Source organism: Pseudarthrobacter sp. BIM B-2242 (genome assembly GCF_014764445.1).
Classification (GTDB): domain Bacteria; phylum Actinomycetota; class Actinomycetes; order Actinomycetales; family Micrococcaceae; genus Arthrobacter; species Arthrobacter luteus_A.
Map to the genome: position 1 here is coordinate 1,320,138 of NZ_CP061721.1, position 19,612 is coordinate 1,339,749.

General features: G+C 67.0%; 12 protein-coding genes. All 12 read left to right on the forward strand.

All coding sequences use genetic code 11. The features are described 5' to 3' along the window. Positions 1-18: 18 nt before the first annotated feature. The 12 genes from IDT60_RS06080 (at position 19) to IDT60_RS06135 (ending at position 19,597) form a co-directional block, all read left to right on the forward strand. Positions 19-1,350 carry a DUF58 domain-containing protein gene (locus tag IDT60_RS06080; protein WP_191081269.1) on the forward strand — a complete coding sequence of 444 codons (1,332 nt, stop codon included), beginning with the start codon at positions 19-21 and terminating at the stop codon, positions 1,348-1,350. After that, positions 1,347-3,956, forward strand: coding sequence for a transglutaminase domain-containing protein (locus IDT60_RS06085; protein WP_191081270.1), 2,610 nt, complete (start codon positions 1,347-1,349; stop codon positions 3,954-3,956). Before IDT60_RS06080 ends, IDT60_RS06085 begins: the two co-directional genes overlap by 4 nt. 218 nt (positions 3,957-4,174) lie before the next feature. Then, complete coding sequence (locus IDT60_RS06090) at positions 4,175-5,485, forward strand: RDD family protein (RefSeq protein WP_223883904.1); 1,311 nt, start codon at positions 4,175-4,177, stop codon at positions 5,483-5,485. Next, positions 5,482-6,384, forward strand: a complete 903-nt coding sequence (locus IDT60_RS06095; protein WP_191081272.1) for a PP2C family serine/threonine-protein phosphatase — start codon at positions 5,482-5,484, stop codon at positions 6,382-6,384. The genes IDT60_RS06090 and IDT60_RS06095 overlap by 4 nt, the downstream gene beginning before the upstream one ends. 1 nt (position 6,385) lies before the next feature. Then, complete coding sequence (locus IDT60_RS06100) at positions 6,386-8,191, forward strand: FHA domain-containing protein (protein ID WP_191081273.1); 1,806 nt, start codon at positions 6,386-6,388, stop codon at positions 8,189-8,191. Beyond that, complete coding sequence (locus IDT60_RS06105) at positions 8,188-9,984, forward strand: serine/threonine-protein kinase (RefSeq protein ID WP_191081274.1); 1,797 nt, start codon at positions 8,188-8,190, stop codon at positions 9,982-9,984. The genes IDT60_RS06100 and IDT60_RS06105 overlap by 4 nt, the downstream gene beginning before the upstream one ends. Positions 9,985-10,044: 60 nt before the next feature. Further along, positions 10,045-10,749, forward strand: coding sequence for a hypothetical protein (locus IDT60_RS06110; RefSeq protein WP_164201316.1), 705 nt, complete (start codon positions 10,045-10,047; stop codon positions 10,747-10,749). After that, complete coding sequence (locus tag IDT60_RS06115; RefSeq protein WP_191081275.1) at positions 10,746-15,191, forward strand: FtsK/SpoIIIE domain-containing protein; 4,446 nt, start codon at positions 10,746-10,748, stop codon at positions 15,189-15,191. The genes IDT60_RS06110 and IDT60_RS06115 overlap by 4 nt, the downstream gene beginning before the upstream one ends. 123 nt (positions 15,192-15,314) lie before the next feature. Beyond that, positions 15,315-15,908 (forward strand): hypothetical protein, encoded by a 594-nt coding sequence (locus IDT60_RS06120; protein ID WP_191081276.1) that lies wholly within the window; start codon positions 15,315-15,317, stop codon positions 15,906-15,908. A gap of 165 nt (positions 15,909-16,073) precedes the next feature. Beyond that, complete coding sequence (locus IDT60_RS06125) at positions 16,074-16,337, forward strand: WXG100 family type VII secretion target (protein WP_164201313.1); 264 nt, start codon at positions 16,074-16,076, stop codon at positions 16,335-16,337. Between the two features lie 192 nt (positions 16,338-16,529). After that, positions 16,530-18,782 (forward strand): NAD-dependent DNA ligase LigA, encoded by a 2,253-nt coding sequence (gene ligA, locus IDT60_RS06130; RefSeq protein ID WP_223883955.1) that lies wholly within the window; start codon positions 16,530-16,532, stop codon positions 18,780-18,782. Then, positions 18,779-19,597, forward strand: coding sequence for an inositol monophosphatase family protein (locus tag IDT60_RS06135; protein ID WP_164201309.1), 819 nt, complete (start codon positions 18,779-18,781; stop codon positions 19,595-19,597). Before ligA ends, IDT60_RS06135 begins: the two co-directional genes overlap by 4 nt. Positions 19,598-19,612: the final 15 nt, after the last annotated feature.

Genomic DNA, 19,612 nt, shown 5'->3' on the forward strand with positions numbered 1-19,612 from the left:
GCGAACAAAGGTACCTCTATGTCCAGCAGCACTCCGTTGATCCGGCTTGCTGAACGCCTCCGGGAACCCTTCCACCGGAACGGCAAACCCACCAGGCTGCATCCGTCGTCTGTCTGGTCTGAGGCCACCGGCACGGCCGCCCTCGCCCTCACCCCGGCGTGGGAGAAGGTGCGCGGCCTATGGCTGCAGTATGCGTGGCCCGTGCTTTCGGTGGTCAGCGTCCTGGGCTGGTCCGTCCTGGCCGCCTCCATCCTGCTGTGGACTGCGGGCCAGGCCTTCGGCTGGCAGGAGGCCAAAGCCGCGGCCATCGCTGCCTTTGTCTTGTTCCTGATCGCCATCGGGTTCATCCTGGGCCGGTCCTCGTACGGCGTGATCCTGGACCTTGCCCGGACCCGCGTGGCAGTGGGGGACAGCGCGGTGGGAAGCATCGCAGTTTCCAATACCTCCACGCGCCCCCTGTTGCCGGCAGCGCTGGAACTGCCGGTGGGCAACGCCACCGCCGTCTTCCACCTGCCCCGGATGAAGCCGCAGCAGGTTCACGAGGACCTCTTCACCATCCCCACGGCCCGGCGCGCCGTAATTGTCGTGGGACCGGTCCGCTCTGTCCGGGCCGACCCGCTGCACCTGCTCCGCCGCCAGGTCATGTGGACGGAACCGGAGGACCTCTTTGTGCACCCCAAGACGGTTGCCCTGGCCGGTTCAGCAGCCGGCTTCATCCGCGACCTTGAAGGCATGCCCACCACCGACCTCTCCAGCGCGGACGTCTCCTTCCATGCCCTGCGCGATTACGTCCCGGGCGATGACCGGCGGCACATCCACTGGAAGACCACCGCACGGACCAACAAGCTGATGGTTCGCCAGTTCGAGGAGACCCGGCGCGCCCACCTGGCCATCTCGCTGTCCATCAACACTGACGAATATGCGTCGGAGCAGGAATTCGAAATGGCCATCTCTGCGGCCGCCTCGATCGGCCGGCAGGCCATCCGCGAACAGCGCGAGCTCGATGTCCTCACCCAAAAAGGGCCGCTCCGCTGCGAAACGGGCCGGAACCTGCTGGATGACATGACCCGGATCGCCGGGGCACCCATGCGCCGCACCGCCGTCGACCTCGCCCGGACACTGGCAGACACGGTGCCCAACGCGTCGGTGGTCTTTTTTGTTGTGGGCAGCAATGTAACGCCCACGCAGCTCCGCTCTGCGGCGGCATCCGTGCCGCCGGGCGTGCGCAGCCTGGCCGTCCGCCTCCAGATCGGGGCGGCCCCCGGCCGCGCCAACATCGCAGACCTGACCGTCCTGACCCTCGGCGACCTCGCCGACCTCGCGATCGTCCTCAGAAAGGCGGCCGCATGAGCTCCGCATCCGACCTCCGGCCCCGGACACCGTCACGGCGGCAGAACGAGTCAGCTTTCGCCGACGGCCAGCCCGCCTGGCATTTTATGCTCGACGCCGGCGCCCTCACCGTGCTGCTCGGGCTCGGCCTCCTGGGTTTCAGCCTCAGCTTCGGCGGCGACCCCTACTACCTTGTCTCCGGGTTCGGCGGCATCATCCTGGGCCTCGGCATCGCGGCGGCCAACGCGCACCTGCGCCTCGGCCTGCTGATCACTGCCGCCCTCACCCTTGGCGCCTACCTGGTATTCGGGACGCTCCTTGCCGTGCCGGATGCCGCGATTGCCGGGTTCGTCCCCAGCCTCGACTCCCTGCGTACCCTCCTCCTGGGTGTGGTGTTCGCGTGGAAGGACATGCTCACCGTGGGTGTCCCCGTAGGCACCGCCGGCGGGGTCCTGATTGTGCCCTTCCTGAGTTCACTGCTCACCGCCCTGGTTGCCGGCCTGCTCATTTGGCGGCTGAAGAGCCCCTACTGGCCGCTACTCCCGGTGCTGGTCCTGTTTGTCACCGGCATTGCCTTCAGCACCAACGCTGCGTTCCTCACTGTTGAGCGCGGTATTGGCCTGACGGTCGTCGCCATTGCCTGGGCAACCTTCCGCCGGGACGCGCTGCGCCGCAGCGACACCCGGAAAGTCTCGGTCAACCGCCCGCAGGCGGACACTGCCACAGCCCAGCGGGCCAAGCTCCGCCGGATCGGGATGGCCGCGGCTGTCATCGCAGCCAGCGTGGCCATCACCGCAGTGGCCGCGCCCCTGGTAACCGCGGGCAGCGACCGCAAGGTGCTGCGCAACGTGGTGGTCCCGCCCTTCGATCCCAAGGACTACATCACCCCCCTGGCCAGTTTCCGGACCTTCGTCAAAGACCAGAAAGACGACACATTGTTCGTGGTCAAGGGACTGCCCAGGGACGGCAGGGTCCGCTTGGGTGCCCTGGATGCCTTCAACGGCACCAACTACAACATGGACCCCAACGGCTCGGGCAGTTTCAGCAAGGTTGGCGACACGAAGTCCATCAACACGCTGGCTGACACGTCCAGTGTTGTGCCCACCAATGACTACTCGATGGACATCACCATTGAGGACTACCAGGGGTACTTCGTTCCGGGCGGCCGGAAGACCACCGGCCTGAGCTTTGACCAGAGTTCGTCCGCCGCAGCCTCGGGCCTGTACTTCAACGCAGGCACGGACACCGCAGTGACCACCCAGGGCCTGTCCCAGGGGGATTCCTACAGCGTCCAGGTATCGGATCCGGTCAAGCTCGAGCATGGCCAGCTGACCCAGTACGACTTCGCCAAAGTCACCCTCCCCGAGGCTCTCGAGGTCCCGCCGGTGATTGGCTCCCAGGCCAACGACCTCTCGGCTGATGCGCCCACCCCGATTGACCGGGTGCGGCAGATCGAGGCGCACTTCCAGAAGACCGGTGCCTTCAGCAACGGGCTGGTCACCGAGGGCCAGTTGCCCAGCGTGTCCGGCCACAGCTCGTCCCGCATCAGGAACCTGCTGACGGCCAAGCAGATGCTTGGCGACGACGAGCAATACGCCGTCTCCATGTCCCTGATGCTCCGGCACCTGGGCATCCCCTCACGCGTGGTGATGGGTTTCTACCCCGATCCCACCAGCCCGGAAAACGGAGCCGGTGAAGTCAGGATCACGGGTAAGGACGTCCATGCGTGGGTGGAAGTGGCGTTCGACCGGGTGGGCTGGGTCAGCTTTGACCCCACGCCCCCGAAGGACAACATCCCCATCCCGCCGGACCCCGAAAACAAGTCCAAGCCCAAGCCCCAGGTGCTGCAGCCGCCGCCCCCGCCGCAGGAGCCCGTGGACCTGCCCACGGATTCTTCGCCGGATGCCCTGGACGCGGATGAGAAGAAGGACAACCCCTGGCTGTTCTGGGGTGCCCTGCTCGGGGCCCTGGGTGTTGCGCTGATCCCGTTGGCGATCCTCGCGCTGCCGCTGCTGCTGATCGCGCTCCTCAAATCACGACGCCGGAAGGCGCGTTTCAGCGACGGGCACCCTGCGCAGCGGGTCGGCGGAGGCTGGAACGAGGTCCTCAGCCTTGCGACAGACATGGGTGCCGGCATCGATGCGCGCTCGACCCGCCGCGAAAGCGCGGCCGTGGTGGCGGCGGCCTTCCCCGGCACAGGACAGACCACAACCATGCTGGCGCACCGGGCGGATGCGTCCATCTTCGGAGCCGGGCAGCCCACGGAGGATGAAGTCCGGGAGTACTGGTCCATCGTGGACGGCTCGCTGAAGGAGATCACCGGGACTGTAGGATTCTGGCGCCGGCAGCGGGCCAGGTTCTCGCCCCGGTCACTGCTGGCCGACGGCCGTGCCGCCCTGAAATCGCGCAGTGCGCGGCTGGGGCGTCTGCTGCCGTCCCGTTCCGCCGGCCCGGGTTCGGCGGCACGGCCGTCCCGCACCGGTAGGGTGGAGACCGGCCCGGACGTTACAGCAGGGCCTGGTCCTGCTGTGCAGGGCGGCGGAGCCGGTATGGCGGCGCCCGCGTCCGAAGCTGATGAGACCACCGTTCTGCGGAACCCTGGCAGGAAGAACCACACTGAGTCATGATGAACGAGCCTGAGCGCTGCCAGCGGTGCCAGCAACTGATCCGCGGCGGTGCCACGTTCTGTACGGCCTGCGGCGCTCCGCTGCCCAACAGGTCTGCGCGCAGCGGCCGCAACGTGGACCATGCACAGCGGGCCGTGATGGAAAGCGCTGCGGCGCACGGGGGACAGAATCCCGGTACTATCCCGGTAGTACAAACGGCTCCAGGGGGAGGAACGGGAATGGCAGCCAATCTTGAGCTGGTTCCGGCCACGGCCGGCAAACGGCTCGGCGCCGCAGTGCTGGACTGGCTGGCCCCCGTCGCAGTCCTGGTGGTGACGTTCGCCATCGGCTTCGCGGGCATCACCCGCACCCTCAGCGGCGGGTTCATCATCTATGACACAGCCTCCGTCGTCCTGTTCGGCAGCATCGGCCTGGGCCTGACGATCGTCTACCTGGTGGTCCTGCTGGGCATGGAAGGCCGTTCCGGCGCCACCATCGGCAACCGGGTCATGGGCATCCGCAGCGCTGACACGGACGGCTACGCCCCCGGCACCGGCGCGGTGTTCCTGCGGGGCCTCATCACAGGCGCCGGTATTGTTCTGGCGTTTGTGGCGGCCGTGCTCATCGTCATCTTCAAATGGTTCGACATTGCCCTGTTCATCCTCGGGCCGCTGGTCCTTCTCGGTACCGTCTGGGCTGTCCTGGTGGTGGTTTCCAACACCTGGGACGCCAACGGGAAACTGCGCGGCTGGCATGATGCCGCCGCTAAAACCCTGGTCTTCGACGTCAGCGCAGGCCGCAACCCCATCACCTCGGGCGGGATCCAGGGCCCGTACAGTTTCGCGCCGCTGGACCTGCCGCCCGTCCAGCAGGTCGCTTCGCCCGTGGCCCGGCAGGCCGCTCCCGTCCAGCCATATGCTGCACCTCCTGCCCCGGCACCCGCACAGTCGGCAGCCGCACAGCCGGCCACCGAACAGCCCGCACCCGCGCAGGCGTACGCAGCGCCGCAGCCACCCGCCGCACAGCCTGCACCCTCGCAGCCTTACGCAGCGCCGCAGCCCTATGCGCCGGCGTCGTTCTCCCCACCTGCCGCCCCCGCGTCCCACATACCCGAAACTCCTGCGGCCACTCTTCCCGTACCCGCCGCCGCCACCGCACATCCGGACGACGACCTGGACCGCACGCAGATGCGCGGCGGTGCGCCGTATGCGCCTCCGGTCGCGGTGCTGCGGATAAAGCTCGACGACGGCCGGGACTTCCAGCTCGATCAAAACGTCCTGGTGGGACGGAACCCCGTGGGCCAGGCGGGCGAGCAGCAGGCGCAGCTCCTGGCGGTCAACGATCCGGGCCGCTCGATTTCCAAAACGCACCTGCACCTGCTGACCGACGGCGCGGGCATCTGGGTTACGGACCGAAACTCCACCAACGGCAGCGCCGTCACCACGCCGGACGGCCGGCGCACGCCCCTTCAGCCGGGCGTACCCGCCTTTATCAGCCCGGGATCCACAGTCCACTTTGGTGACCGCTCCTTCCACCTAGGACAGGCATGAACTCACAGCCCGAAAGTGACTCTTCCGACGCAGAAACCCGGTCCGGCCTCAGCCTGAGTTACGGCTACGGTACGGACCGCGGACTCCGCCGGGAACTCAATGAAGACTCCTTCATCGCCTCGGACCCTGTCTTCGCCGTGGCAGACGGCATGGGCGGGCACGAAGCCGGGGAGATCGCCAGCGGTATGTGCGTGCGCGCGCTGGCCGCGATGCCGCAGCTTGCCAGCGGAGAGCGCAGCGTCACGGCGGCTGTGCTGCAGCAGTACCTGCTCCGAGCCGACAGCTCCATCCGGGAGGTGACCGGTGCCCGTGCCGGGACCACCCTGACGGGCGCCGTGGTGGTGGAACAGATGGGCATGCCGTACTGGCTGGTCATGAACATTGGTGATTCCCGGACATACCGGCTGAGCCAGGGAAATTTTGCCCAGGTCAGCGTGGACCACTCGGAGGTCCAGGAACTTGTGGACGCCGGCGAGATCACCCCGGAGCAGGCCACGGTCCACCCGCGCCGCCACGTGGTTACCAGGGCGCTTGGCACCGGCGACGAAACTGAAGCGGACTACTGGCTGCTGCCCGTGGAGGAAGGCGACCGGATCCTGATCTGCTCGGACGGCCTCAACGCCGAACTGACGGACGAACACATCCACCGGATCCTGAGCACCGTCGGTCATCCCCAGGACGCCGTGGACGCCCTGATCCAGGCAGCACTGCGCAACGGCGGACGGGACAATGTCACCGTCATTGTGGTTGACGCCAAAAACCTGATGAACGACGCCGGCATGGCCACCACAGCGCCCAGGCCCTCTGCCGGCGGCGAAGACGAGGACACGCTGCCCAGGTCGCAGATTGTTGATGCCAGCCGGCGGGCTGCCGAAGATGACGAACCCGGGGAGCGCTGAGATGGCCACCGTCGAATACACCACAGGCGCCTGGCTGGGTCTGCTCCGCTCCCGCACTGCCGTTTTCCTGGGGCCCGAGACCCCGCCGGCCCTCGTCCGGTCCCTCTGGGACCTGCTCGAGGATGCTCCGGAAGTGCACGAGGTACTGCACGCCGTCACCAGTAGCTTCGGGGTCTCGCTCGCGCAGATCCCGTCCTTCGGCATTGTGGACTACCGTGACGAGCTCCGGGTCTTCCTGCGCGGTGACCTGGACCTGACAGTGCAGCTGCCCGGCGGACCGGTGGAACTGAACGGGCGGGACGTCACCACCTGGGCGGAGCGTCGCCTCGACCTTCCTCAGTGGTACCGCCTTACTGTCGCCGGGGAAGCCCCGGCCGGACCGGCCCTTCCGCTCACTGAGGGCGTTGTCCTGTTGCAGTCGTTGACTGTGGCACTGACTGATGCGCCGGCTGACGCTCCGGCCGCGGCACCCGTTGTGCTTGCCGCCGCAGGTCTGGAGGCAGCCGGACCGGACGCCGCCGTTCCATCCGACCCTGCCGTTGTGCCCGCGGCTGACGTTGCTCCGGCCCCGCCCGTTGCGGACTTGCCGGCTGTCCCGGAATCAGGCCCCGAGGCCTCCGCCGAGACAGTGATGGCGCTGGATGATGACGCACATTATGACGCTGAAACGCCTGAGCCGGAGCAGCAGGCCGTGGCGGCCGGGGAGCTTGCGGAGGTCCCGCAGGACGGCGGGCTTTCAGAGGATGCCGGGCCCTCACAGGATATTGAGCCGTCCCACGCTATTGAGCCGTCCCACACTATTGAGCCATCCCATGCGGACCAGGTGCCCGCCCACGAGTTGACCGGCACCTACGACCACCTCTGGGAGAAGACCGTGGTCCGCCGCATCGAGGATGCTGCTGTTCGCGACGAGCCCGACGAAGCGGACGCCGGCGCACCACGGCAGGAAGATACGCCTGCGCCTGCAGCCGAACCTGATGCACCGGAAGCCATTAACCTTGTTCCGCCAGCACCCGCACAGCACGCACCCGTGCCCCTGCCAGGCGCAATCCCGGCCACCGGCCCGGGTGGCGGCCTCATCGACTCGGTCCCGTGGCGGACCAGTGGGGGCAGCCTACCGGCAGCCCAGGTCCCGCCGTCGTTCGAGCCTTCAGTTCAGGTCCCGGCGCACGCCCCGGTACAACCCCAGGCGCACGCCCCGATACAGCCACCGGTGCCGGACGCTGGAGCCGGTTCAGCAGATGCCGCCGGCTTTGACGGTGACCACGACGGCCACACCATCATGAAGAGTGATCTCGCCGGCATGGCAGCAAGCCCGGCACCGGCAGCAGAGACTGACGCGGGCACCGGAACCCTGGTGCTGGCACGGGTCTGCGACCGAGGCCATGCCAACCCGCCCACCCATGCCCAGTGCTCTGCCTGCAGCCTGCCGCTCCCGTCGGATGCCGTGCAGGTGGCGCGGCCACGGCTGGGCAGGATGCGCGTCTCCACCGGTGAACTGGTTGACCTTGACCAGTCCTTGGTGATCGGGCGGCAGCCTTCTGTGTCGCGGGTGCAGGGCGGCGTGATGCCACGGCTCGTTCAGGTGTCCAGCCCGAGCGGGGACATTTCCCGTTCGCACGTCGAAGTCCGGCTTGAGGGCTGGCACGTCATGCTGTGCGATCTAAAGGCCACCAACGGGACCGTCCTGGTCCGTGAGGGCCAGCAGCCCCGCAGACTGGCCCAGAACGAGATGGCCATCCTGCTCGACGGCGATATCGCGGAACTGGGTGACGACGTCTCATTGCGTTTTGAGGAGATTCTTTGAGTTCCAAACGGCCGGTTGCGCCGCCGCCCCCTATCCCGGGGTTTACGTACATCAGCCTGCTCGGCTCCGGCGGGTTCTCCGACGTCTACCTTTATGAACAGGACCGCCCGCGGCGCAAGGTGGCCGTCAAGGTCCTCCTGTCCGACCTGAAGACCGAAGGCGCCCGGCGCAGGTTCGAGTCCGAGGCCAACCTGATGGCCCAGCTCTCGTCGCACCCGTACATCGTGACCATCTTCGAGGCTGAAGTCACCGAGGCCGGGCACTCCTACCTGGCCATGGAGTACTGCTCCCGGCCGAGCCTCGACGTCCGCTACCGCCGTCAGCGTTTCAGCGTGGACGAGGTCCTGGCCGTCGGCATCCAGGTGGCGTCAGCCGTCGAGACCGCCCACCGCGCCGGCATCGCCCACCGGGACATCAAGCCCGCCAACATCCTGGTGACCGATTACAACCGGCCTGCCCTGACGGACTTCGGAATCTCGGGAACCCTTGGCGGGGACACCGACGAAGACGCCGGAATGTCCATCCCGTGGTCGCCGCCGGAACAGTTCACTGACGGCCCCGTCGACGGCGTGATGGTGGATGTCTGGGCGCTCGGCGCCACGCTGTACACCCTGCTCGCCGGCCGGTCGCCGTTCGTTATGCCCGGCACCGACAACTCACAGCGCGAACTGATTTCCCGCATCACCAGCGCGCCGCTGCCGCGCCTGGGCCGCGCCGACGTGCCGGAATCACTGGAACGTGCACTCTCCACGGCCATGGCCAAACCGGCTGCGTCCAGGTACTCATCCGCCCATGCCTTCGCCCTGGCCCTGCAGCGGATCCAGGCGGAACTGAATTTGTCGGTCACGCCCTTCGAAGTGCTCGAAGAGCCCAACCACGATGACAGCCACCCCGATGACGGCTTCGAGGAGACCCGGGTCCGGAGCATTGCCGCCATCGATCCGGAACGGACCGGCAGCGCCCCCACTTTCCCGGCACGCACCCGGCCGCAGGGCCCCGGTGCCGGTTCGCCGCCGTCGGACTCTCCCGCTGGTGGATTTGCCGCAACAGGTGCACCCGCGGCGGCGCCCCGCCCGCAGGTTCCGGGCAGTCTGTTTGCCGGTCAGCCGGAAGGAAATCAGGCTGCAGGCAACCCCGCAGGGGAATGGGCCCACGCCACCATGCTCCGCGGGAGCGCGCCTGCCGACGCCGACTACGGCTCCGCGCCGGACTCCACTGTTCAGCGGCCGGGACTTCTCCCGGCACAGGCAGGGCAGCAGGCAGCACACCAGGCCGGACGGCTGCCGGGCCGGCCGGAACCCGAAATCGACGCAACGGTCAGCCGTCCGGCCACTGTCCCGGACGCGGCACCGGAAACCGCCCCTGACCACGGCAAACGCAACCTCTGGCTCGCCCTGGCCGGCGGGACGGCGCTGGTCCTGGCCATCATTGTGGGGATAGTGCTGGCATCTACGGCATCGGAGCCAAAAGTGATCGAGACCGACCAGGTCAGTAAGCCCCCGGCAGATGCCCTGGACAACGGGATCGTTCCCGACGTCGAGGACCTGGCCGGAACGGCTGACGGCGGCCGGGCCACCTTCACCTGGACCAACCCGCAGCCTAAGACCGGGGACGCGTACAAGTGGCGGGTGTACGCCCTGGGCAGCCAGGGCGAGTACCAGTCCGCTGCCGAGCCAACCGCCCAGGTGGCGTTGAACCCGGGAGAACCCACCTGTATCCAGGTGATGATCGTCAGGAGCGACGGCACGTCCTCGCCGCTGGAGGATGAATCGATCGCCTGCGTCGGCCAGTAACGGCACGGCACACCGAAACGACAGTGAACGCGGGCGACGCCCGTCGAGGAGGCACGGAAAATGGGGGATCTAGCAATAGATTTCTGTGGTGAATGGTACGAACCGTCCGATGAGGAGATCTTCAACATCGGCCGCGAAGGCGATCTCGAGGTTGACGACAACCCGTACCTGCACCGTCAGTTCCTGCAGGTGGCCCGCTACGACGGCATCTGGTGGCTCAGCAACGTGGGCAGGATGCTCTCGGCCACCGTTGCCGACGGCTCCGGCGGCATGCAGGCCTGGCTCTCACCCGGGGCCCGCATTCCGCTCGTGTTCAGCCACACCAACATCATCTTCACCGCCGGGCCCACCACCTACGAATTCGCCGTGCACCTCAAAACGCCGTCCTTCCGCCAGCAGTCACGCGAGGACGACAGCAACGGCGACACCACCATCGGCCCCGTCGTTTTCACCGACTCACAGAAGGCGCTCATCGTGGCCCTCGCCGAGCCCATGCTGCGGCGCGAGGGGACCGGCTTCAGCGCCATCCCGTCGTCGGCCGCCGCCGCCAAGACCCTGGGCTGGGCCCTGACCCGTTTCAACCGGAAGCTGGACAACGTCTGCGACAAACTCGACCGCGTCGGCGTGGTGGGGCTGCGCGGCGGCGGCGGAAAACTGGCCACCAACCGCCGTGCCCGGCTCGTCGAACACGCCGTAACCACCCACCTGGTTACCGCCGAGGATTTGTACCTTTTGGAAAAGATGAGGGGCGTGGACGAAGGATGAGGATCCGGCTGACACTCCGCCGGGATCCGGCGGAAACCAAGGACCTGGCCGTAACGGTTGACGGCCTTGCCACCGTGGCGGACATCGCCACCCAGCTGTGGGTGGCCGATCCTGACAGGAAGGGCTCGCCGGCTCCGGAGAACCTTTCCTTGCGCATCGATGAGGCATTTGTGGGCGGCGGAATCCGCGGCAATGTCCTGACCCGCACGGACAACCTGCTGGAGTCCGGGCTGCGTCCGGGGTCCGTGGTTTCGCTGGCCGAGGTCAGCGAACACTTCAATGCCCCCGGCGCCAACCGCGGTCCCGCTGCCGCCACCCTGCGCATTCTGTCAGGGCCCGACGTCGGACAGGAATTTTCGCTGCCCTCCGGCACCAGCTACATCGGCCGGGACCGGGACGTGGACATCCGGCTGTCGGACCCCCTGACCTCCAAACGCCACGCCCGCATCACGGTGGGCGAGAGTGTGGAGATCGTCGACACCAACTCGGCCAACGGCCTCCTGATGGACGGCCTGCCCGTCACCCGGGCCACCCTGAACTCCTCGGACACCGTTACCCTGGGGGAGACCACCGTGACGGTGGTGCCGCTGGGACATAACCATGCGGCAGCACCGACGTCGCCCCTTGTCGATTTCAACCGCTCCCCGCGGGTTGTTCCCCGCTTTGATGCGCCCAAGCGCGTGCCCCCTGCCGGGCCCAAGCGGCCGGACCACCAGGCATTCCCGTACATCATGCTGATGGCGCCGCTCCTGATGGGCGCCATCATGTTCGCGGTCACCCGGAACATGCTCTCCGTCATCTTTATGATGATGATGCCGCTGTTCATCGTGGGCCACTATGTGGACCACAAAATGCAGTCCCGGCGCCAGCAGAAGGAACAGCTTAAACGGTTGCGGGAGTCCATGGCCGCCTTCCGGGAGGACATCACCGAACTCCAGCATGTGGAACGTGCAGTCCGCCTGCAGGAAGCGCCGTCCGTCAGCGACACCGTGGATTCCATCTATAAGCTCGGCCCGCTGCTGTGGACCCACCGCCCCGAGCACCTCGGCTTCCTGGGCCTGCGGTTCGGGCTCGGCACCAGTCCGTCCCGCATCATGTTCGAGGAACCCAACAACAACGAGACCGAAGCTGAATACATGCGCGAGATCCAGGACTGCCTCAAGCAGTTCCGGGACATCGAGGGTGTGCCTGTGGTTTCGCAGCTGCGGACGTCGGGCGCTTTCGGTGTGGCCGGAGCACGTGGCCTCGTGGATGACGTTGCCCGCGGCATGGTGCTGCAGTTCGTCGGGCTCCACTCGCCGGCGGAAGCGGTGGTCACAGCCATCACCTCGGCGCAGTCCAGGCAACGCTGGGAGTGGCTGCAGTGGCTGCCCCACGTCGGCTCGGGCCACAGCCCCCTCGCGGGCGACCACCTCGCCGCGGGTTCTGCCAGTGGCTCCACCCTCCTGGCCCGGCTTGAAGACCTGCTCGATGCCCGGGAGGCTGCGGCCAAGCGTGCCGCGCCGCAGCACAGGGGCTCCATCGACCCGGCCAAGCACGAGGTGCCCGCTCCGGTGCTGCCGGCCGTCCTGGTCATTGTGGAGGACGACGCCCCGGTGGACCGCGGCAGGCTGACCCGGCTCGCCGAACGCGGGCCGGACTCCGGGGTCCATGTCATGTGGGTTGCCACCGATATCCAGGCCCTCCCGGCCGCCTGCCGCGACTTCATGGTGGTGGACGGCGAAAACGGCACCACCACGGGTCAGGTCCGTTTGGGCCGGCACACCTATCCCGTCAGCTGCGAAAGCCTCGACGCCGACCTGGCCGCCCAGCTGGCCAGGATGCTCACCCCGGTGGTGGACGTGGGCAAGCCGGTCACGGATGATTCGGACCTGCCGCGCGCGGTTTCCTACGCCACCCTGATTGGCAAGGACTTCCTGGACAATCCGAAGGCCGTCGCGGAGCGCTGGGAAGAGAACAATTCCGTCCATGCCTCCGCAGTGCCGAACCGCAAGGACAACGGAACCCTCCGGGCGCTGGTGGGTTCGAAGGGCATCGAGCCTCTGTACCTTGACCTGAAGAACGAGGGTCCGCACGCGCTGGTGGGCGGTACCACCGGCGCCGGCAAATCCGAGTTCCTGCAGTCCTGGGTCATGGGAATGGCCGCGGCCTACAGCCCGGACAGGGTCAGCTTCCTGTTTGTGGACTACAAGGGCGGCGCCGCGTTCGCTGACTGCCTCAACCTTCCCCACACCGTTGGCCTGGTCACCGACCTTTCCCAGCACCTGGTCCGCCGCGCGCTGACGTCCCTCCGGGCGGAACTGCACTACCGGGAGCACCTGCTGAACCGGAAGAAGGCCAAGGACCTCCTGGCACTCCAGCGCGAAGCCGACCCCGAAGCCCCGCCGTACCTGATCATCATTGTTGACGAGTTCGCTGCGCTGGCCACCGAAGTGCCCGAATTCGTGGACGGGGTGGTGGACGTCGCCGCCCGCGGCCGGTCCCTTGGCCTGCACCTGATCCTGGCCACCCAGCGTCCGGCAGGCGTCATCAAGGACAGCCTGCGCGCCAACACCAACCTCCGGGTGGCGCTCCGCATGGCCGATGAAGACGACGCCACCGACATCCTGGGCGTCCCGGACGCCGCGTATTTCGATCCGTCCATTCCGGGCCGCGGTGCGGCCAAGACCGGCCCTGGCCGCATCCAGGGTTTCCAGACCGGCTACGCCGGCGGCTGGACCACGGAAAAGCCCCAGCGCCCGCAGATCGACATCGTGGAAATGGCGTTCGGATCCGGGCCAAGCTGGGAAGCACCCGCTCCCGAAAAGCCGGTCAGGGAAGCACCTGCCGGTCCCAACGACATTGCCAGAATGACCACCAACATCGTCCGGGCAGCCGAATCACTGGCCATCAGTCCGCCGCGGAAGCCCTGGCTGGACGAGCTCGCCACTACGTACGACTTCTCCAAGCTGCCCAACCCGCGGACCGACGAGCGGCTGCTGCTGGGCGTCGCGGACGATCCCACCCGCCAGGAACAGCCCACCGTGTTCTATGAACCGGACAAAGACGGCAACATGGCTATCTTCGGCACCGGCGGCTCCGGCAAGTCCGCGGCCCTGCGCGGGATCGCGATTGCTGCCGCTGTCACGCCGCGCGGGGGTCCGGTGCACATCTACGGGATTGACTGCGGATCCTCCGGGCTGAAGATGCTCGACGAGCTTCCGCACGTCGGCGAGATCATCGACGGCGACGACGTGGAACGTGTTGGCCGGCTCCTGCGCCTGCTCCGCGACATTGCCGACGAACGGTCCGCCCGCTTCGCCGACGTCCGGGCCTCCACCATCGTTGAGTACCGCACCCTGGCGAACCGTCCCGATGAGAAGCGCATCTTTGTCCTGCTCGACGGCATGTCTGCCTTCCGCGAGACGTATGAATACAGCCGCTTGTCCGTGCTCTGGGATATCTTCCTGCAGCTGGCCACGGACGGCCGGCCCCTGGGCATCCACCTGGTCATCACCGGCGACCGGCCCAACTCGGTGCCGGCCTCCCTGCTTGCCTCCATCCAGCGGCGCCTGGTGCTGCGGCTTTCCTCCGAAGACGACTACATGTCCATGGACGTCCCCAAGGATGTCCTCAGTGCTACTTCACCGCCCGGACGCGGCCTGCTGGACGGCCTTGAAGTACAACTGGCCGTCCTGGGCGGGAACTCCAACCTGGCCCTGCAGGCCCGTGAGGTGCACAAGCTGAGCCAGGCCATGCTGCGGCAGGGACTGGACCAGGCGCCCAAGATCCAGCGGCTCCCGGAACAGGTGGACCTGGACCTGCTGCCCGCCGGCGGCCCGGACCTCCCGGTCATCGGCGTGGACGACGAAACCCTGCAGCCTGCCGAGATCATGGCCCAGGGCCCGCTCCTGCTGGCAGGGCCTCCGGGTGCCGGGCGCACCGTGGCGCTGGTCAGCCTCGCCTACGCGCTGCGCCGTTCCAATCCGGACACGGAGCTCATCTACATCGGCTCGCGCCGGTCCGCGGTGGCGTCCCTGCCGCTCTGGAACCGCTCGGTAGTAGGCGCGGACGACCTCTCCGAGGTGGTGGAAGACCTGGTGGAGCACTCCAGCGGCAACCCGGGCAAGGTGGCCATCTTCATCGAGGGCCTGACCGAGTTCACGGATACCGTGGCGGAATCCGGCGTGTCACAGCTTGTCACCGCCTCCATCAAGGCTGACCAGTGGGTTGTTGGCGAGTCCGAAACATCCACGTGGTCCTCCGCCTGGTCACTCTCCCAGCCCTTCAAATCGGGCCGCCGCGGGCTCCTGATGAACCCGGGGGACATCGAAGGAGACAGCCTGCTCAGCACGCCGCTGGGCCGGGTCAGCCCGGAGTTCATCCCGGGCCGCGGGTACATTGTGGGACGCGGCAAGGCCCGCAAACTGCAGATCGCTTTGCCGCCGGAAAACAGGGACTGACGCCGGGTGGTTGCTGCGGGCCCGCAAATCCAGTGATTTGCGGGCCCGCAGTGCGTTGTAGGAGACTACGGGAAACACTCGTTCGCCGCGGAAGGGTGCCGCGCGCCTTTCCCAAAGGTAACCATGATCCGATCCTCTTCCGTGCTCCGCGACGCCTCCGCCGCGGCGGTCCTCGCTTTCCTGGCGCTCACCGTGGGACTGTCGGCGGCCGTTCCCGCCAGTGCGGACGACGGCGATCCTGGACCGTCCTGCGGAATCGGAATCGTCTGCGAGCTCCTGCCCGGGGACCAGAAGCCACCGCCGGACACACCCGGCACGGGGAAGCCCACCGAGCCGTCGTCGGAAACTCCCGCCCCGCCACCTGCCGTGCCGGCGCCCGCTCCGACGGTTCCTGCCGTTCCGGTAGCACCTGCCCCCGCTCCCGTCGTCACCACGGACCCTGCGGTTGCTGCCGATGAGGAGACGCCGACGCCGGAGGCCACCGCCAGCCCGGTGTCACCTACGGCGACTTCCGCGGGCCCGTCCGCTGAATCCAACTGGGACAAACCCGTCACGAAGTCGGCAAGGCCAACCCAAGCCGCCGCCGTGTCCCGGAACGATGGCTCCGGGCTGTTCGGCGGTCCGAAGCTGCTGGCCATCATGGGGGGCGTGCTGCTGGTGGGTACAGCCGGCCTGGCGTTTGCCTGGTTGGGCAGGAACCGCTTCTCCTCCCACTGAGTGCCTGGGGGTGCCCGCTTATGGGGAGTGGTGCATGGGCAGCGGTGCCCATCGACAGTGTTTTGGGGCCGGGATAGGTTCTAGGTAATGGATCTTCCGGATGAGCCGGGGGCCGCTGGGGATGCCGATCCGGATCGGATCCAACGAACACATGAGGAGAAACTGATGGCTATTTGGGGCGCAGATGTAGAGCAGCTCAGGACTCTTGGCACGAAGCTGCAGGCCGGTGCTTCGGAGATCGAGCAGCAGCGGACCAACCTGTCCCGCCTGCTGGACAGCACCACCTGGGAAGGCCCGGACGCGAAGCACTTCCGCAGCGAATGGTCCGGCACGCACACCAGTGCACTGAACCAGGTCATCCAGGCGCTGAAGGATGCCGGCACCAAGGCAACCAAGAACGCCAACGAGCAGGACCAGGCTTCACGCTAACCACAGCATGAACCGAGGGCCCGGACACAGCAAAGTGTCCGGGCCCTTCGTGTGCCCGTTGCAATTGTGGACGGCCGGCCGGGACGGACCGGCGAGACAGCGTTTACGCCCAATGTCCGGGCCGTAAGGCAAGATAGGTCTGTGAGCACAGCACCGGGCCCCGCAGAGGCAACAGCCGCCAGTACTGAGACCCTGACAGAACCGGACGCCGTCCCTTCCGGGTCTGTCCGCGAAGAGTATGAGAACCTCGTGGACCTCGTCAGGAAATACCGTTTCGCGTACTACCAGGAGGACGAACCCCTGGTATCCGACGCCGAGTTTGACGCACTGTTCCGGCGCCTGGAGGAGATTGAAGCGCTGCACCCGGAACTCGTTGCGAATGACTCGCCCACGCAGGAAGTGGGCGGCGAAGTCTCAGCCGCGTTCGCCGCCGTCGAACATCTGCAGCGGATGTACAGCCTCGAGGATGTCTTCTCCCTGGAGGAGCTCGAAGCCTGGATTACCAAAGCCGAGGCCGGCATCGCCAAACTCGGGGACAACGGCAGGCCCGCCTGGCTGACTGAACTCAAGATCGACGGCCTCGCCGTCAACCTGCTCTACCGCGACGGGAAACTCGTTCGGGCGGCAACCCGCGGTGACGGAACCACCGGCGAAGACATCACGCACAACGTGCTGACCATCAAGGAAATTCCGCAGGAACTCACCGGCAGCGGCTTCCCGCCGGAGATGGAAGTCCGGGGCGAGGTCTTCATCCCGTCCAAGGCCTTTGCAGAGTTCAATGAAGCGCTGATCGAGGCCGGCAAGGCACCACTGGCCAACCCGAGGAACGCAGCAGCCGGTTCCCTCCGGCAAAAAGACCCCGCGGAGACGGCCAAGCGACCCCTGCGGATGTTTGTCCACGGCATCGGCGCGCGTGACGGCCTGGAGACGGTCAGCCAGTCCGAGACGTATGCCTTACTGGAGAAGTGGGGACTGCCCGTCAGCCCGTATTTCGAGGTCCTCGGGAGCCTGGACGAGGTGCTGGCCTTCATCAAGCGCTACGGCGACAAACGGCACAGCCTGATGCACGAGATCGATGGCATTGTGGTGAAGGTCGATGACCTCGCCACCCAGCGCGCCCTCGGTTACACCACACGTGTGCCCCGGTGGGCTGTGGCGTACAAGTACCCGCCCGAAGAAGTCCACACCAAACTGCTGGACATCGACGTCAACGTGGGCCGCACCGGACGCGTGACCCCGTTCGGGGTGATGGAGCCCGTAAAAGTCGCCGGATCCACGGTGGCGATGGCCACGCTGCACAACCAGGACGTTGTGAAGGCCAAGGGCGTGAAGATCGGCGACATTGTTGTGCTGCGCAAGGCCGGCGATGTGATCCCGGAGATTGTCGGCCCCGTGCTGGCCCTCCGCGACCAGCAGCAACCGCCGGTCAGGGACTTCGTGATGCCCACCGAATGCCCCTCGTGCGGAACGCCCCTTGCCCCCGGCAAGGAAGGCGACGTGGATATCCGCTGCCCCAACGCCAGGTCCTGCCCGGCCCAGCTCCGGGAACGGGTCTTCCACCTGGCCGGCCGCGGCGGGTTCGACATCGAGGCGCTCGGCTGGGAAGCGGCCATCGCGCTGACCCAGCCTGCCGAGCCTGAGGTTCCGCCGCTCGTGTCCGAGGCGGCATTGTTTGACCTTAAGCCTGAAGACCTGGCCGATGTCCGGATCCGGCGCGAGAAGCGCTCCAAGGGCGTTGCCACGGGCGAGTTTGAGTTGGTCCCGTACTTCTACAGCAAGGGCACGGCCAAGTCCCCGTCGAAACCCACCGCCACCACGGAGAAACTGTTCAAGGAGCTTGAAAAAGCCAAAACCCAGCCACTGTGGCGGGTCCTCGTGGCATTGTCGATCCGGCACGTGGGTCCCCGGGCATCGCGGGCCCTGGCCACGGCTTTTGGCAGCATGGAGGGCATCCGGAATGCTTCGGAGGAAGACCTCGCCCATGTGGATGGCGTCGGACCCACCATCGCTGCGGCGCTCAAGGAGTGGTTCGCCGAGGACTGGCACCTGGAAATCATCGACCGCTGGGCTGCGGCCGGCGTCCGGATGAAGGATGAACGTGATGAGTCCACGCCACGGACTTTGGAAGGGCTGACCATCGTGGTTACCGGTTCCCTTCCTGACTTCAGCCGCGACGAGGCGAAGGAAGCCATCCTCATCCGGGGAGGCAAGGCGGCGGGCTCAGTCTCCAAAAACACCAGCTATGTGGTGGCCGGCGAGAATGCAGGCACCAAACTCGACAAAGCCGAGCAGCTGGGCATTCCTGTGCTGGACGAAGACGGCTTCCGCGAGCTGCTGGCAAACGGCCCGGCGGCGGCGTCGGACGCTGCCGGCGCCTCCGATGATGAATCCGAAAACGCCCTTGAATCCCAGGCAGCTGCCGAATCAGAAGAGGTAACAGAATGAACCAACCGAACCTTATAGCGGAGTTGCTTGCGGTGGCCCGCCAGGCGGCAGCTGCCGGCGCAGCAGTACTGGCAGAACGCAATGGCGAGGCCCTGGACGTCAGCAACAAGGGCGACGCCGGTGACTGGGTCACAGCCTTTGACGTCGCCGCCGAAAATGCGGTGCGGGAAGCCATCACCGCCGCCCGGCCGCAGGACACCATTACCGGCGAGGAACACGGGACCACGCGGCCCGACGATCCCAGTGGCTACCGCTGGTCAATCGACCCGCTGGATGGGACCACCAACTTCATCCGGAACATTGTCTACTACGCCACCTCCGTGGCAGTGGCGGATTCCGACGGCGCCTGGCTGGCCGGCGTCGTGAACGCACCCGCGCTGGGCCGCGTCTACTACGCCGCCCGCGGCCAGGGCGCGTGGCTGGAAGAGGGCGGACGGCTGACGCGGCTCCAGGGTCCGGTGGCGGGACGCACCGGCCAGATCCTGGCCACGGGCTTCAGCTACGATCCCGCGGTGCGCATCGAACAGGCCGCGCTGCTGGGGGAGCTCATGGACGGGTTTGCGGACGTCAGGCGGCTGGGTTCAGCAGCGCTGGACCTGTGCCTGGTGGCTGACGGAACGCACGACGCTTTTGGCGAACGAGGGCTCAACGAACACGACTACTCGGCCGGGGCACTCATCGCGGAGGAAGCGGGCTGCTGGGTTCGTCGTCCGCGGCTGGACAGCCCCCTCGACGGCGGTCCCACCGATGCGGACCGGTTGGCGGCATGGACCTGTGCCGGGACACTGGAGCTCGCGGGCAAGTTTCCGCTCTGACCCTGATGCGGCACT

Excerpts from the sequence above, each read along its gene's own strand:
- IDT60_RS06080 (WP_191081269.1), top strand. The coding sequence starts at position 19 with ATGTCCAGCAGCACTCCGTTGATCCGGCTTGCTGAACGCCTCCGGGAA.
- IDT60_RS06085 (WP_191081270.1), top strand. The coding sequence starts at position 1,347 with ATGAGCTCCGCATCCGACCTCCGGCCCCGGACACCGTCACGGCGGCAG.
- IDT60_RS06090 (WP_223883904.1), top strand. The coding sequence starts at position 4,175 with ATGGCAGCCAATCTTGAGCTGGTTCCGGCCACGGCCGGCAAACGGCTC.
- IDT60_RS06095 (WP_191081272.1), top strand. The coding sequence starts at position 5,482 with ATGAACTCACAGCCCGAAAGTGACTCTTCCGACGCAGAAACCCGGTCC.
- IDT60_RS06100 (WP_191081273.1), top strand. The coding sequence starts at position 6,386 with ATGGCCACCGTCGAATACACCACAGGCGCCTGGCTGGGTCTGCTCCGC.
- IDT60_RS06110 (WP_164201316.1), top strand. The coding sequence starts at position 10,045 with ATGGGGGATCTAGCAATAGATTTCTGTGGTGAATGGTACGAACCGTCC.
- IDT60_RS06115 (WP_191081275.1), top strand. The coding sequence starts at position 10,746 with ATGAGGATCCGGCTGACACTCCGCCGGGATCCGGCGGAAACCAAGGAC.
- IDT60_RS06120 (WP_191081276.1), top strand. The coding sequence starts at position 15,315 with ATGATCCGATCCTCTTCCGTGCTCCGCGACGCCTCCGCCGCGGCGGTC.
- IDT60_RS06125 (WP_164201313.1), top strand. The coding sequence starts at position 16,074 with ATGGCTATTTGGGGCGCAGATGTAGAGCAGCTCAGGACTCTTGGCACG.
- IDT60_RS06135 (WP_164201309.1), top strand. The coding sequence starts at position 18,779 with ATGAACCAACCGAACCTTATAGCGGAGTTGCTTGCGGTGGCCCGCCAG.